The sequence below is a fragment of the Sphingobacterium yanglingense genome, assembly GCF_004363245.1.
Classification (GTDB): Bacteria; Bacteroidota; Bacteroidia; order Sphingobacteriales; family Sphingobacteriaceae; genus Sphingobacterium; species Sphingobacterium yanglingense.
On sequence record NZ_SNYV01000013.1, the window covers coordinates 379,138 to 396,038 of the forward strand.

General features: G+C 41.7%; 10 protein-coding genes. 9 read left to right on the top strand and 1 reads right to left on the bottom strand.

Going from position 1 to position 16,901, the window contains the following annotated elements; genetic code table 11:
• Positions 1-112: 112 nt before the first annotated feature.
• The 9 genes from CLV99_RS09970 (at position 113) to CLV99_RS10010 (ending at position 15,629) form a co-directional block, all read left to right on the top strand.
• Entirely contained in the window at positions 113-3,700 is a 3,588-nt protein-coding gene (locus CLV99_RS09970) for a SusC/RagA family TonB-linked outer membrane protein (protein WP_162850088.1), read from the top strand.
• Between the two features lie 15 nt (positions 3,701-3,715).
• On the top strand, positions 3,716-5,155 hold the full coding sequence (locus CLV99_RS09975; RefSeq protein ID WP_133584356.1) for a RagB/SusD family nutrient uptake outer membrane protein: 1,440 nt from the start codon (positions 3,716-3,718) through the stop codon (positions 5,153-5,155).
• 32 nt (positions 5,156-5,187) lie between these two features.
• Positions 5,188-6,483, top strand: a complete 1,296-nt coding sequence (locus CLV99_RS09980) for a TlpA family protein disulfide reductase (protein ID WP_133584357.1) — start codon at positions 5,188-5,190, stop codon at positions 6,481-6,483.
• A 162-nt stretch (positions 6,484-6,645) separates the two neighbouring features.
• The gene (locus tag CLV99_RS09985) at positions 6,646-7,233 is read left to right on the top strand and encodes a sigma-70 family RNA polymerase sigma factor (RefSeq protein WP_133584358.1); all 588 of its coding nucleotides are present in this window, start codon (positions 6,646-6,648) and stop codon (positions 7,231-7,233) included.
• Positions 7,234-7,311: 78 nt separating this feature from the next.
• The gene (locus CLV99_RS09990) at positions 7,312-8,445 is read left to right on the top strand and encodes a FecR family protein (protein ID WP_133584359.1); all 1,134 of its coding nucleotides are present in this window, start codon (positions 7,312-7,314) and stop codon (positions 8,443-8,445) included.
• 237 nt (positions 8,446-8,682) lie between these two features.
• Positions 8,683-12,189: a SusC/RagA family TonB-linked outer membrane protein gene (locus tag CLV99_RS09995; RefSeq protein WP_246032732.1), complete on the top strand. Its 3,507-nt coding sequence runs from the start codon at positions 8,683-8,685 to the stop codon at positions 12,187-12,189.
• Between the two features lie 10 nt (positions 12,190-12,199).
• Positions 12,200-13,567, top strand: coding sequence for a RagB/SusD family nutrient uptake outer membrane protein (locus CLV99_RS10000; protein WP_133584361.1), 1,368 nt, complete (start codon positions 12,200-12,202; stop codon positions 13,565-13,567).
• Between the two features lie 19 nt (positions 13,568-13,586).
• Positions 13,587-14,516 (top strand): discoidin domain-containing protein, encoded by a 930-nt coding sequence (locus CLV99_RS10005; protein WP_133584362.1) that lies wholly within the window; start codon positions 13,587-13,589, stop codon positions 14,514-14,516.
• A 12-nt stretch (positions 14,517-14,528) separates the two neighbouring features.
• Complete coding sequence (locus CLV99_RS10010) at positions 14,529-15,629, top strand: TlpA disulfide reductase family protein (RefSeq protein ID WP_133584363.1); 1,101 nt, start codon at positions 14,529-14,531, stop codon at positions 15,627-15,629.
• A 131-nt stretch (positions 15,630-15,760) separates the two neighbouring features.
• Here the strand turns inward: CLV99_RS10010 and CLV99_RS10015 are convergent, their stop codons facing one another.
• Positions 15,761-16,876, bottom strand: a complete 1,116-nt coding sequence (locus CLV99_RS10015) for a TlpA disulfide reductase family protein (protein WP_162850089.1) — start codon at positions 16,874-16,876, stop codon at positions 15,761-15,763.
• Positions 16,877-16,901 lie beyond the last annotated feature (25 nt).

Sequence of the window (16,901 nt, forward strand, 5' to 3'; positions counted from 1 at the left end):
TTTGAAAGATGCATTACTAACTTAATCAAATTTTTAACCCAAACAAATGTATAAATTTTATGCGAAATGTTTTGGTATGCCCGGTTGGCATGTCAACAAATTAATGCTTATTATGAGGCTAATAATTGTCTTAATATGTTTCAGTATGCATTTGAGTGCCAAGAGTGTAGCACAGAATGTGACTTTAAAGGGGACGGGTCTTTCTTTACAAAGCGTGTTCAATAAAATCAGATTTCAAACCGGATATGATTTTATTTACAATAAAGCTTTATTGGAGAGGGCCGCCAAAGTGGATATTGACGTCCAAGATACTCCACTAAAGGAAGTACTTAATAGTTGTCTTGAAGGACAGCCATTTATATATACCATACGAGACAGAACAATAATTCTCAGAGCGACTGCACGAAACACTAGTATAGAAGCAAACCCTGTTCAAACCTCAGTCGATGGTCAGGTCTTAAACGAAGCTGGACAGCCGCTAGTTGGGGCGAGTATTCGGGTGATAGGGTCAAGTATTAACACCAAAACGGACGAAAGCGGAAAGTTTAGCATACCAAACATTCCCGAAAAATCTCGCTTAGAAATTTCCTACGTAGGATACGAAGTGATGGAATCCCAGACAACCGGTGAATTTCTTATTATTCGTTTGGAACCATTGACTACCGTACTGGAAGAAGTAAGTATCGTTAATACAGGATATCAGAGCATATCCAAAGAGCGTAGTGCAGGTGCATTCGCCAAGCCTAATCAAGAATTAGTAGCTAATCGCTCTACAAGTATGAATGTGCTTCAGCGTCTTGATGGTCTTGTCCCAGGGTTGAATGTCAATAATTCGCCAGGTGCAGAGTCATTTCTTATTCGTGGTTTAAATTCCATTAATTCCAGCAGATCACCATTGGTCGTTGTGGATGGCATTCCCACGACAAGTATAGATGCTATAAACCCACAGGATGTTGCGGATATTACTGTATTGAAAGATGCCACAGCAGCTTCGATCTGGGGAGCTAAAGCTTCGAATGGTGTTATCGTTATCACAACAAAAAAAGGTGTTCAATCAGAAAAGGTCCGCCTAGAATACGACGGCTTTATAAATTTTAGAGGTAAACCTGATTTAGATTACCTTCCAGTGTTAAATAGTCAACAGTACATACAGGCCGCAAAGGATGTTTTTGATCCAGTGATCTATCCATGGAATACCGCTAGTGCTTACACGTTAGGTGCAATAGGAATGCCGGTACATGAATCGATATTATACGACCAATATAGAGGTATTATTACCGCTTCTCAGGCAAACAGCCGTCTGGACAGTTTGGCATCGATTAACAATCTTCAGCAAATACAGGATTTATGGTACCAAAATGCCATGCTCATGAATCATACCCTATCCATTACTGGTGGAGGTAAGGTGCATTCATTTTATGGGTCAGCGGCCTATACAGATACAAAGTCAAGCCGTGTTGGTCAGCGGGACAATACATACAAAGTCAACGTGCGACAGGACTTTAATTTTAACAAATTGGTGAGAGCATATCTTATTACGGACCTTACGGCGAATAAAGGGAAATCTCCCCGGAATGTTTCTGTTGACTCTAGATTTTATCCTTACCAATTGTTCCGGGACGCCGCAGGCGAAGATATTTCAATTCCTTACGTAGGGGAGCTGTCCGATCCAGCAAGAATTGATGCAGAAGCTAGAAGTAGAATCGGCTTGGGTTACAAACCTCTCGAAGATGCTGATCTTGCCCAGGCCAATAACAACAATTTGCTGAATAGAATTATAGGTGGGCTCACCATCAATCCCTTAAAATTTTTACGTTATGAAGGTGTGTTTGGTTATATAAGAGGGCATAATAAGTCATCTTTATACGATGACAATTTGAGTTTTGTACAACGCAATGAGCTTGTCCAATTTACAGTTGCACCTTCCAGTACGTCTGCACCTGTCTATTATTTACCTTTAGCAGGCGGGAAATACTCTGTAGGTAATGCACTTCAGAGCGAGTGGACCGTTAGAAATCAATTGGTATTTGACCACAGTTGGGATCAGTCCAAACATCAGTTGACGCTATTAGCCGGTCAGGAGGCGCAGGAGCAAAAGCTGACCCTCAACCAAAGCGTTGTGCGTGGATACAACCAGCAACTAAGGAATGCAATACCGGTAGACTATGCAGCGCTTTCTTTAGGTATTCAGAATCCTGTTATTCCCAATAATTTTAACAGAAGTGTGCTTTCGCCGGATTTTTATACCGAATCGGAAAGCCAGATCCGTTTCACCTCCTATTATGCTAATGGTGCGTATACGTATAAACAGCGATATGCTCTTAATTCAAGCTGGCGCGTTGACCGAAGTAATTTATTTGGTTTAGATAAGGGAGCGCAGGGCAAGCCCGTGTGGAGTGCCGGTGTTAAATGGAATATTGATCAGGAAGAGTTTATGAAAGAGATCGGGCTAATAAATAAGTTGGCTGTACGCGCCACGTATGGCGTTACGGGCAATTCACCGATACCTGGAGTGGCATCCTCGTATAATATTTTAACATCTGCAACTTCTGCCTCATTGCCAGGAGGTAGAAGTTATTCCGTTGCTACTGCCGCAAACCCCAGCCTGACTTGGGAGCGGACAAAAACAACCAATTTTGGCCTAGATTTTTCCCTAATCAATGATAGGCTTTCAGGATCATTAGATTATTACAATAAGAAGACTGAAGATCTGATTGGGCAACTACCCGTGAATTCACTCACAGGATATTCCGTTATTGTTGGAAATTACGGCAGTTTAAAAAATAACGGGATAGAGCTGTCCATAAATTCGTTAAACATCAATTCTCCTGCTTTTACATGGACAACCTTATTAAATCTAGCATACAACAGAAATGAAATAACCGATCTGAAATATCTTACGCCTATTTCAACAGGGCAACAGATGATTGACCAGCGGTATTTTTCAGGGTACTCTGCTTTTGCACTGTTTGCTTATCCTTACGCCGGATTGGATGCTATGGGAGACCCTCAGATTAGGAAATCTGGAGAAGTCACTAAAGCCAGAAATGTGGCAACGCCCGACGACATGCTTTATATGGGTACCAGTCAACCCCCGATTAGTGGCGGATTGTCCAACACATTTTCGTACAAAGGATTCTCTTTAGGTATCAATGCAGTCTTTAACCTAGGTCATCATATGAGACGGGATGTTGGTAGCTTTTTCAGCGGACGTTTGATCGGTACGAATGCTTTAGTGCGGGTTGCTGGAAGCTACAACTCAGCCATTAATTTGTCACAGGGCAATATAAATTCTATTTTTCTAGAGAGATGGCAAAAGGCTGGTGATGAAAACCATACCGATGTGCCCTCTTATGTGAGCAATACGGCATTGTCCAATAGCAGAAGGGATATCAACTATTATGTGTATGGCGACAATAATGTCCTAGATGCTTCTTATGTTAAACTTAGGGACATCACGCTCTCGTACAAGATGCCCAAATCCTTCTTGGATGCAACAAAGACCCGGAGCGTCACCTGGAGGATGCAGTTATCAAATATTATGCTCTGGAAAGCAAATAAATTCGGTATCGACCCCGAATTTCAAGGGGTCGGTACAGCAGCGCCGTTAGGCGGGGATCCCGAACGTGTCACAGGCGTTACACGTGGCATAAGAAGTATGCAGGGGACGATAACCATAGGCGCTCATGTATCATTTTAATTTAACAAGACACAGATGAAAAATATAGGTAAGATTACGATATTAGTGTGGGTTTCCGTTCTATTTATCGCGTGTAAAGGCGATTTTCTTGAAGTTACGCCTCCTGGTAAATTAATTGCTTCAACCACGTCAGATTATGATTTACTTCTGAATAGTTTAACTCTAGGCAATCAGTTCATTACAAAACCCCAAGCTATGGGGGATGAGATGGCTGGGATAGAGCCTTATTATGCAGGAGCGACACAACAGCAACAGCGCGCTTTTCAATGGGAGAAGGATATTTATGAACAAAATGAAGATGCGCAGGAAATAAGTGATCCAACAAAAGCACTTTATTTGTATAATATAGTGATAAATGAGGTGTTGGCTTCGGTAGGGGGGAGTGAAGCACAAAAGAAGACCCTACAGGCAGAGGCATTAGCAGGAAGAGCATGGACATATTTTCAATTGATTAATTTATTTGCTCCTCCATACGTAGCAGCGACTGCGGCAACAGACAAAGGCTTTCCCATCATTGATCGGGCAAACGTATTGCTTAATAATTTTCAGCGAAACACCGTTAAGGAGGTCTATGATTTTATTATTAACGATCTGCAGTCAGCCTTGCCTTATCTAGACCAAGTACCTAGACATAGATTCCGCATGTCTAAACCTGCCGCACAAGCGTTGTTAGGTAAAGTATACCTTTTCATGGGCCTTTTTGAACAAGCGCTTCCACATCTGGATACAGCAATGAGCGGAATTAATACCTCAACATATCCAGTCCGGCTGTACGATTATAACGTAACATTTGGTCCTGGCGGCGCCTTTTTACCAATTACAATTTTCGGACCACTACTACCCAACCTGTATAACTATGAGGAAAATCTGTACGCTAGACAGTCAATTGGCGACTGGACTGGCGTATCCAACGCACTTGTATTGACACCCGCGACAATGGCACTTTATGGGCCGTCAGACTTGAGGCGGAACTTTCTTCATTCCGCTCCTTATCCGAGTGGTGCAAATTTTCCGCTAGGTATGGCGCGAAAAACAGCACCTTTTTCTCCCATTATTGGCATGCTCGTGTCCGATATTTATCTCATGCGAGCAGAAGTCAGGGCGAGGTTAGGAAATCTTACAGGTTCAAAAGCTGATCTAGAAGCATTAAGAATCAAAAGGATGCCAGTGTCTGCAGCGCCTGTTCCCAACTCGGTTGCTATCGATCGGATTGCGCTGGTTAAGTTTGCATTAGAAGAACGAATCCGGGAATATTCCGGATTGGGCTATCGTTGGTATGATATGCGAAGGCTTTCGGTCGATGCCGAATTTAGCGCTACGGTTAAACGTGAGCATACAATATATACCAACCAAGGGAGTATTGCAAAAACATTTACGTTAACAAATAATAGGCTCACGTTCAAGATACCCCCAAAAGTATTGGCCGAAAATCCGCAGATGCAGGATAATGACTAAATAGTTTATAAGTTTAATAGAAAAAGAAAATCATGATAAAGAAATTGTCATTTGTTGTGTTGGGATTATGCTTAGCAATAGCCGTCTTCGCACAAGAACAAAAAGAAAATACACCAATTGCCGACAAGGCCAAGGTAGAACGGGAAGAATTAATAAATAGACTTTATGCCGAAAAAGATGTCGATAAAGTCAAGTCGATCGCTCTTGAAATCGTAAAGAGAATAGATACCGATCCGACGTGGTCGAGCGAAAAGAACAGAAGGGACATGTTTCGTATGCATCCATTGTATGCCTATCTAGATGCAGAAGATTTCGATGGGTTTAAAAAATTCCTTAATGAGTTGGGTGAAGTGACGGGAACCGAGCGCATACATTTTGCGACTGCGGGATATGCAAGGAGGGCAGTAGCCAAAGGGATAGACCTGGATTTTGCTGGACAAATTATGGAAAAGGAAAGAAATTGGGCGCGCGAAAAGATGGAGGATGCAAAACGGGTTGCAGATAGTACAGCTTCTATTCTGGCAGGACGGGAGTATGGCTATGCCTTATTTACCACTGACCAGGCACGCCTAGCCTACAAGCTGGGAGAAAAGCAACGTGCTTTAGAATTATCGACAGAAGCGATGCGCTATAATGTCAAGCGCAAAGATGCGGATCTGACTGATTTTTATGTCAAGTTAGCTACCGAGCTTTATCCATCCGATATGCTGAAGAAAGAGTTGGAACAGCTCATCGAAAGCCGTATGTCCACGGCCAATGTTGTTGACCGTTTAAAGGCCATTTTTGAAGAAGAAAATAAAAGTAATCAGGGATTCGACCAGTATTTAGCTTCACTCAATAAATCACAGGTAGCGGAAAAGATAGAAGAGCTGAGAACAAAGATGCTTGACGAAGACGCCCCTGTTTTCAGTCTGAAGGACTTGGATGGTAACACAGTCACTCTTGATGGACTTAAAGGAAAGGTCGTCATTTTGGATTTCTGGGCAACTTGGTGCGGACCCTGCAAAGCTTCATTTCCCGCAATGCAGTCGATGGTCAACAAGTATAAGGATGACCAAAATGTGCATTTCCTTTTTATCGATACCTATGAGCGCGGCGATAATAAGGAAAAAAATGCGAGTGACTATATTAAGAGCAAAAACTTCACCTTTCAGGTCCTTATGGACAATACGGATGAGGTGGTGAAAAGTTATGGTGCTAAGAGTATCCCCGCCAAATTTGTTATCGATAAGAATGGACGTTTGAGATTTAGGGCCGCTGGCTTTTCCAGCGACTCCGATTTAATGGCAGAGATAGAAGCGATGATACATCTAGCGGAGCAGGAATAAGTCCATGGAATAGCGTAGTCTTACATTGCGGATTAGACTACGTTATTCTATCCCTAAATGTCCATGTTAAATAAAATACACTCTTCTCTCTAATTCTAGGGGATGGCTTTGGATTACCCATATAAATGTTTAATATTGCTTTAAATATCTTCAAAGTCCTTTATGTCCCAAATTCTTGATAACGACGAATCTGATGTGTTAAAAGACCTTCGTAAAGGTAAACACACCGCATTTGCGCGTATCTATGATAGTTATTGGAAAAAGATGCTGTTAATAGCCTGGAATCACACCCGGGATGAAAGCCTCGCTGAAGACATTGTCCACGAAGTCTTTCTGAAATTATGGGACAACCGCGAGAACTATCTTATTACCCATATAGAAGGGTTTCTTGCTACCGCCATAAAATATGCCGTTTTTAATTATCATCGCAAGGAAAAAAACAGACTTATTCTAGTAGAAACACAATATGAGGTGGAGCAGATCCAAGATGGAGAAAAGGAATTGGACCGGTTGTTTCTTGAAGAATATATACGCGATGTCGTAGAGCAAATGCCTGACAAATGCAAGATCGTTTTCAAATATAGCCGTGAGGATGGTCTCAAAAATTCAGAAATAGCAGCCCTGTTAAATATTTCTGAGAAGGGAGTTGAAGCCAACCTGACCCGCGCGATTAAAATTCTTAAAACCCGAATGAATAAAGATGGATTATATGTACTGGTCTCATCTTACCTCCTCGATAGCATACTTTAACATTTATTTTACTTTTTTTTAATATGGATATAGGGGTAATGCTTTTCCATTACTTTACCTATTATATACCCCTAGTTTATGAACATAGATAGGATTACGTATTTAGTGGACAGACTGCACACCGGAATCATATCGGATGTGGAGAATAATGAACTTTTAACTTGGTACAGAAGTGTGGCCTATCAAGACGCCGAATATCCTACTGAAGAATTGAAGGTTAAAGGACGGATGTTGTATCGTCTGCTGAAAGATACAGGTTTTATACATCAGCTCGAGACTAAGAGACGGAGATTGAAAAGTATTTGGTACAGTGCGGCGGCCTGTTTACTTTTATCTTTTTTTGCGCTTACCTTTTTCCTCTATTCAGCTAAAGACAGAGACAAGGGACAACTTCTTGTTCAAGAAAACAAGGTCGACTACCTTCCTGGTGGGAACAAAGCCCAATTGCTCCTTGATGATGGTTCCGTTATCGATTTAAATAGCCATCAGTCATCCTTAATAATGGGCGATAAGATTACCTATGCCGACGGATCAATGGTTGAAAACAAAGAGGTATTGCGCAAAGGGTCTTCCCAGCTTGAGTTGTCCATTCCGCGAGGAGGGCAGTATCAGCTCACCTTAGCCGATGGCACCAAAGTCTGGCTCAATTCAGAATCCCGCTTAAAATATCCCCTTCATTTCACAGGGAAAGAGCGTACTATAGAATTAGAAGGAGAGGCCTATTTTGAGGTTTCGCATAATTATAAGCCGTTTGTCGTCAAGACAGATCGACAAAGGATCCAAGTACTGGGCACAAAGTTCAATGTTTCCAGTTATAGCGATAATACAGTCGCTACCACGACATTGTTAGAGGGAAGTGTCCGCGTAAGCACCCCCTATGGAAATAATTTGCTTGCGCCTGGTCATGAGTTGGTCGTTACCACTTCGGGATCTAAGATGAACGAAGTATATGCCAAAGACGCCATCGCTTGGAAGGAAGGCCTTTTTGTCTTCGACAATATCACCTTAGACGCCGTGATGGACAAGGTCTCGAGATGGTACAATGTAGATATTCATTTTGTCGACGAGGGGCTAAAGAAGGAACTAGTGTTTGCTGTGATTAAAAAATCAGAAAACATTTCCGTCGTACTGGACAAAATTGCCAGCACAGGAATTGCTGCTTTCAAGGTAGAGCGTGGACATATCAACGTTACTAAAAACTCAAAAAAATAAATTAAAGACTTTTATTATGAACAATACAAATGCCCCTTAACGTACATATGCCGGAATGAAAAGGGCTCCATCCTGCAAGTCGAAGCCCTTTTACTTTCTGTATTGATTTACACAGTATAATTAATCATCCCTATTCAAATCTAATAGGGCAACTAATCACATTAACAAATGTACAAAATTAACCTAAAAAGCGTTAAAAGACTTCGGTATGTGCCGCTGTCAAGACTATTTCGCATTATGAAATTAACCATTTTATTTCTGCTTATTGGATTTATACAAGTCAGTGCTGCCTCATATGGGCAGACTCTTTCCATCAAAAAGCAGGACATGACCTATCGGCAGCTATTCAAGGAGATTAGTAGTCAGACTGGGTTTGAGATCTTACTCCACAGCACCAATTTTAATCTAAATAAGCGTGTCGACGTGGATTTCAAGAGTATGCCTTTAATGACCGCGCTCTCTTGGATTAAATCAAAGGAAAACTTAGATTTTAAGATTGAAGGACAAAGTATTTTACTGCGGACGCTGGATAAAGAAAGTCTGGTTAAAGAGTCACAGCAAATGGAACGAGTGAGGGGGACGGTTACCGACGAAAGCGGTAAGCCTTTGTCCGGTGCTACACTACGGGTCAAGGGAAAGAATATAAGCACCGTAACAAATGAGAAAGGGGAGTTCAGTCTACTTGTCGTGCTCAATCAAGATGTTTTGATGGTCAGTATGATCGGTTATAATTCAAGAGAAGTTAAAATAAACTCAAGTACGCCACTTTCGGTTAAACTTCAGATTCAACAAACCGATATCGAGGATGTGGAGGTGACGGTGAATACCGGGTACCAAAGAATTCGACCGGAGCAAAGCACAGGAGCCATCGCTACGCTAGGCGAGAAGGAGTATAGCTCGCGGATCAACACCAATTTTTTAGATGGTTTGACCAATAGATTGCCAGGTCTTATGATCAACAATGATGTACAGTTTACCAGTAATGGTACTTCTCGCCCTTTGTTCAATATACGCGGTATCTCCACGATGTCTGCCAATCAAAGCCCGCTGATTGTGGTTGATGGGTATCCTACCGAGCTGACGCTGGATATGCTTGATCCGAATGAAATTTCTTCAGTCACAATTCTTAAAGATGCGGCTGCTGCTACCGTATATGGCGTACGGGCGTCCAATGGAGTTATTATCATTAATAGAAAGCAAGCGGCAGTAGGTAAGCCTAAATACGCTTTTCGAGCGACAGCGGGTATCCGGCCTAGTGAGAATTATAACCGCTATAGATGGGATGACAATCAGTCCGAAGTAGTCATGGCTTATCAAAAGAGTTTACATTCTGCCAATATCAATTCAAATACGTGGCATCAAGCGATAACCGCTACCTTGGGTCGAGAGCAACGACCCGAAACATTCTTTATCCTTGCACAATTGGCCGGAAAGGCAATTACACAGGAACAGGCAGATCAACGATTTGCTGAACTAATGAGTTACGATAACAAGAACGATTATCGTAAATTATTCTTACAGACTGCGGTCAACCAGACCTACAATTTTAATGTTTCCGGTGGAAGTGACAAGGCTACATATTATCTGACGGCAAACTATATTAATAATCGCCCGAATTCGATTGCGAATGAGAACAGTAGATTTATGCTTTCCGGTAGGAGTAACCTCAAGCTGTCCCAAAAATTGTCTCTCGAATTTACGACAGATTATCAAGAACAGTTTGCCAAAAGCTCACCGGTACCCGGTATAGCTTCCATGGCGCCTTACGAGCGACTGCAGGATCCCTCAGGTGCACCCCATTTTATAACCGGTTCTGGTATCTCTCCAGTGTACAATTCCTACTTGGTATCCCAGGGCTTATACGACCAGTTATATTACCCTCTTGTCGATGTCAATGAGATCAACGATAGGACAAATTCGGCAAACAACCGATTTACAGCCAACTTTAACTACAAGCTGGGCAATGGTTTTGACCTGTCCTTTGGCGGTATTTATGAGACTTCCCGCTCGGATATAAATTATCTAGCTTCAGAACAATCTTCAGTTGCTAGGCGCTACGTCAATAGTTATGCGACCCGTAGTACAGATGGAATCTTAAACTTTCCGGTTCCTAGAGGCGGTTTTTTAAGACAGGATGATACCAAGACCAGCAGTTATACCGGACGTGCGCAGTTAAATTATAATAAGACTTTTAAAGAAGTACATACGGTCAATGCCATTGCTGGAGCAGAGGTTAGAAACTTGGTCTACAAAAGTCACCGTTCTTCTTATTTTGGATACAATGACGAGACCCTACTGCACCAACCTGTAGATTATGCTAGTATTGCGACGGGAATGGTTCGAGGCTCCTACAATTTACCTTCCCCACTTCAGAATAGTTTCAACAGCTTATTTGATCAGCAATATGTCGAGGATCGGTTTATATCGGCTTATACCAATATGGTATATTCGTATAAGGATACCTATTCACTCACAGGTAGCATGCGTATCGATCAGTCTAATCTTTTCGGTACCGATCCCAAGTATAAATACAAACCATTGTGGTCTCTGGGGGCAGCTTGGAATATTCATAAGGAGAGTTTTATGCAACATATAGATGCTATCGATCAATTAAAATTGCGCGCTGCATATGGTTTTAATGGAAATGTTGCTAAGATGTCTTTACCTGAGGTCGTCGCACAATCTGCCTTGAATCAATTCACCTTCCCGAGATCTACTTCTTTGGAGTTAGTTTCTTATGCCAATAGCAGCCTACGTTGGGAACAGACCAAGAATATAAATATTGGTTTAGATTACGGCCTGTTGAAAAATATCAGCGGAAGTATTGACCTCTATAAGAAAAATAGCACAGATTTGTTGGGGTCAGCACTTATTGATCCGACTATCGGAGTCAGCCCTTCGCTCATCAATAAAGCAAATATCAATAATACCGGAATCGAGTTTGCACTACGAGCCGATTGGATAGCTACCGATAAGCTTAATTGGAATACAGGCCTTATATTGGCTAGAAATACCAGCAAAGTAACCGAAGTATACCAAAGAGGCGATTATAACCCCGAGACATTGCAAGCTATAGGGTTTGTCAAGGGGTATCCTGTAGGCGCACTATTTTCGCACAGGTGGGCAGGGCTTGACGGAGCTGGCTATCCGATCATTAAAGATGACCAAGGTAAAGAGTTCAGCACCAATATCAATATTCCTAATAATGGGATGTATGAGTTGATGCGTAGAGAGGATTCCGGGCTCACGTATTACCAGGGTTCTTCGATTCCAACTATCAATGCCGGTTTTAGTAATCGCGTAGACATCGGTAACTTCTACATTTTTGCGATGATCAACTACTACGGCGGTTTCAAAACCCGAATACCCAGAGCAAATCCATCATTATTACGACCATTAGAAGGAGCGGGCTCTTACTGGAAGCAGGCCGGTGATGAAAATACAACGGATGTAATGGCACTGGTAGCATTCGAAAAAGATAATCCTAGAAATGCTTACAATTATGCCGATACGTATGTGGTCAATGGTGCATACATTACCCTAGGGGATTTGACTTTATCGTACAACTTCAATCAAAGTCCTTTCATCAAGCGCGCGAGATTTACCAATTTTGAAGTCAAGGCACAAGCTTCCAATCTTTGGACCAAAGGGTTTAACAGAGACAATTATAGTGTGGCGACGGGTAGCTATCAAAAAACATATATGACACCTACTTACACGCTGGGCATTTTTACCAATTTTTAAATTTAGAGCGATGAAAATAAATAAAAACATGATCATTCTATTTGTTGCAATAACCAGTATCCTTACAGGATGCGACAAATATTTAGATATAACCCCCAAAGGAAAGAGGCTACTTACCACAGTCGCGGACTACGACCAGTGGTTGAATAGTGAGCTTTTGATTAATACCGTTGGACAGGCATTTAATACGCTGAACCTTTTGAGTGATAATGTAGACAACGTTAATATCACCAATCCACCAACAGCAGAATACGAATTGGTCTATTCCTGGGCACAGCAGTTTACAACTGACATGCAGGCACCACCTGTATTTTGGGGAGATCATTATGCGATCATCAATCATTTCAATACCGTCTTAGTAGGTATCGATGAAGCCACAGGGGGTACAAATGTGCAGAAGAAAAGTTTAAAGGCAGAGGCGCTTCTTGGAAGGGCATACGAATACTTTTATTTAGTCAATTTATATGGCAGACCATACGATAGCGAGACAGCGGACAAGGATCTGGCAGTGCCATTTGTGGTTTCCAACGATGTATCACAGCTCGTACCCGATAGAAGCACCGTCGCCGAAGTAAACCAGCGTATTATTGAAGATTTAAATTTTGCCGTCAACGATCTGCCTGCGGACAACAGTGCAAATAGATTTAGAGGCTCAAAAGCCGCAGCATATAGTTTACTGGCACGAATATATTTCTATCAGCGCAATTACGCAGAAGCTCAGAAAAATGCAGCATTAGCGCTTGATTTTACCAATGCCACGATGCTCGATCTGAATGAACCGGTTACCTCCGTACAGGTCAGTATACGACGTGACGTAATTTATGGACGAATGTTTATGGGAAGTAATACCGTTGCTTTGGAATACATGCAGTCTTTTGCCGAAAATGATCTTCGCGTGCGTACTTTTTATAATAGTGCAGACGATTATACGTTTATCGAAAGAGGCGCTACCCAATATTCACCTTTACAAGTGACACCTCAGTTTATTTACGAAAACTCAGGCACATCCGTACAGGAGATGAAATTAATTATTGCCGAGTGTGCCGCTCGCGACGGTGATATTGCCCTGGCACTGAAGCATCTGGATGAACTGCAAAAAAATAGATTGGATCGCGAGACCTATGAACCTTATGATACGGACGATAAGGAAGCTCTTTTACAAGAGATCTTGCTGGAAAGAAATCGTGAGCTAGGATTCAGTGGTCTTCGCTGGTTCGATATGCGTCGCTTGGATAAAGAAAATCGTATGCCCACGATACATAGACGCGATGCGCAGGATAACATCATTTTCTCATTGGCACCGAAAAGCGATAGGTATACGCTACAAATACCAATACAGGCTTTAAGTTTCAATCCGGGGATGCAACAAAACCCTTAACCTTCACTAACAAATAGATATGAAAACAAATTTTATATATAGCCTTGTTGTTACTAGCCTTTTGATAACAGCATGTCATAAAGATTCGGATAGCCCAAAACTACCCGAAGGACAGGTTGCTATCCAGACTCCAACGGATAAAGATACCATAGAAATGCCTTTATCTATATTAAAGGACTCCGCAATTGTATTGAATTTTAATGCAGAACTGTCTGGGAAATCATCATACGATCATTTGGTCAAATTTTCCATCGATACGAATCAAATGACAAACTATCGTGCGCGTTATGGCAAAGGCGAAGTCTTACCCTATACGTCGTACCTATTTTTTAAGCCCTCAGCTACCCTTCCTGCCGGAGCTTCTGTTTCAGAATCGGCAATACTCAATATAGGACTACAGACCAAGTTGACAGAATATACGACTTATGTACTGCCTGTCGTGGTCGAGTCTGTAGATGGCAATCCGGATGTGGTTAGTAAGCGTGTCCTTTATCGTGTCTTTAAAACTGGTCGTCCACTTTTTATCAAGAAGGAAGGTTGGAGCCTTGTGAATTTTTCTACGCAAGGATCGGCTTTACCGGCGACAAATGTTCTGGATGCCAGCCTGACCACCTATTGGGGATCCGGTTTTGCAATGAAGATGCCACAATGGGTGACGATCAATTTTAATAAGGATATTATTTTTAGTGCTGTCAATTACTCCTTTCCAGCAAATATGCGCTATCCGACACGTGGTGGTTATCCGACATTAATTAAGATCGAAACGAGTATGGACGGTACGACTTGGGTAGACAAAGGTAACTTTACGGGTAATTTGGTAGAGAATAGTCAAGTGCTTAATATTGGACTTACCACAGCGCGATACATGCGGTTTACCGTCTTAGAAGCCGCTAAATTTGTCGGTACCACAGATATTGTATATATCAGTGACATTATGTTGATGCCTTAGATTTTTTAGAAGATGCAAAAATTAATTATCACAGTTTTTCTTTGGTTGCCATTTATCATTAGCGCGCAGACGGAGTTTACAATTCAAGGCAAGATCGGGACATTAGACGCACCGGCTAAGGTTTATCTGGGTTATAATGATGATGGAAAGAGCAGGTCTGATTCTGCGGTACTAAGCAAAGGACAATTCACTTTTAAGGGGAAGGTAAAAACACCTGCACTAGCGATGTTAACTCTTCGGGGTGCATCATCGCGTGGAGGAGGGAGGCAGTCTGACCTCTTGATGTTTTATATCGAGAACTCTCTGATTAAAATCACTTCAATAGATTCAATTAAACACGCCACGGTGGAAGGTTCGCTGACCGAAGATGAGGATAAAAAGCTAAAGGAATTACAACGACCTTATATTGCTGCATTAGATTCTTTGAAAAAGATAGCAGGACGCGCAGATGATACGAATGGTATAGCTAAAAAATATCAATCGGAACTTCGGGCTGTGACTAGGACGTTTATTTTACAGCATCCCAATTCTATGGTCTCCCTACGTGCTTTCAAAAAAATCGAGTTGGCCTATAACTTTAATCCAGATACTGCCGCGTTGATTTTTGAAGCATTTTCTCTCGAGATGAAAGAGAGTGCTTATGGAAAGGAACTTGCCGGGATAATCAAAATTGGACTGGAGACCAATCGAGGAATGTTGGCTATCGACGTCGCCGAACCAGATACCTTAGGGAGTATCGTTAAGCTATCTGATTTTAGAGGGAAGTATGTCTTGTTGGATTTTTGGGCATCTTGGTGTGCTCCTTGTAGAGCAGAGCATCCACATCTGTTAGCTGCATACCACAAATATGGTGCTAAAGGATTTACGATAATGAGCGTTTCCTTAGACAATCAGCATTCCAAGCAAGCGTGGCTTGCTGCGATCAAAAAGGATGGTCTTTTATGGACGCAGGTATCAGAGCTTACAGGCTTCAATAGTAAGGCATCTAAAGACTATGGGATAAAGGCTATTCCTTCCAATTTTTTGATAGATCCCGACGGAAAGATCATCGCTCGAAATCTTCGAGGTCACGAATTAGAAGAAAAGCTTTCAGGCCTACTGAGTCGTAATTAGATCAACAAGTATAATCTTCGTGTCGTTTCTTGTTTAGACTGTTATGCAGATAAAGTAGGTAAGGTGCAGATTGCTAAGGATTATATATAATTATCAAAAAAAAAGAGGCTGTATCAGCCTCTTTTTTTTGATTAATTTAAAGCTTTTTCTAACATCTCTTCCAACGCCTTATGACTTAAACGCCTTCCGAGAATGGTGCCATCCGGAGCGATTAGAAAACTATCCGGTATAGGTTGTACCCCGTATAATTCTGCTACAGGAGCCTTACCCGTAGATAGATCCGAAGCCTGTGGCCAGTTTAGACCATCTTTAACAATCGCCTCTTTCCATTTTTTCTCGTCTTTTTTGACATCGATAGAATATTGCAATATCGTAAATCCTTTGTCTTTGAACTTTTCGTACGTTGCTTTCATATGTGGGTGCTGTGCTCTGCAGGGTACACACCAGTGCGCCCAAAACTCTAATAATACATATTTTCCCTTGAAGTCGCTTAGCTTTATTGGCGCTCCCGTCGTATCGGAAGAAGTGAAATCTGGAGCCTTTCGACCGATAGCCACAGTTTTATTTGCGGCTAATTTATCTGCTATATATTTTCCTTGGCTAGCTTTCTTTAGGTTAGGAGATAAACTATTGTAAAGGGTTTCTGCGAGATTCAGCGGCATGTTATCCTGTAGCACATACAAGTAACCGAGACTGATTTCAGAGTCTGGATTTTCTTTGATGAAATTGATCTTGAAATCATTAACTGAATCTGTCTTTGCCTTTATCTGATTCCCGAGGTCTTTATATTCAGCTGATTTTTCATCCAGTACCCTGATTTTCTGTATCAACGCCGACCTGCGGTCATAAATAGGGACTAAATACGCCTGAGTTTGCGTATATTTTTCATTCGTTTGAGTACCCGAAATTTGAAGATAGCTCAGTGAATCCATATTCCCAGAAATATTAATATTTCCAGGTTCAATATAAAAATAAGCCATTTTGCGCGACGCCATATCCCCAAAATAGATGTTTACAAAATCCGTTCCTTGAGTTTTTCCTTTGAGCAAAAATTTTCCTCCTTTGCTTTTTGCAACAAGGGTATCTACCTTATTTGCTATTTGGTTATGTATCACCACAGCAACTTGTTCATTCTGGAGGCCTTTGATATTCCCAGTAATTTTGAAAGAGGCAGGTTTGGGCATCTGTGCGACGGCACCCACAGAAATGAATGACAATGCTAGAAAAATACGAACTACTTTTTTCATATGTGTATAATTTTTGTGATCCGCC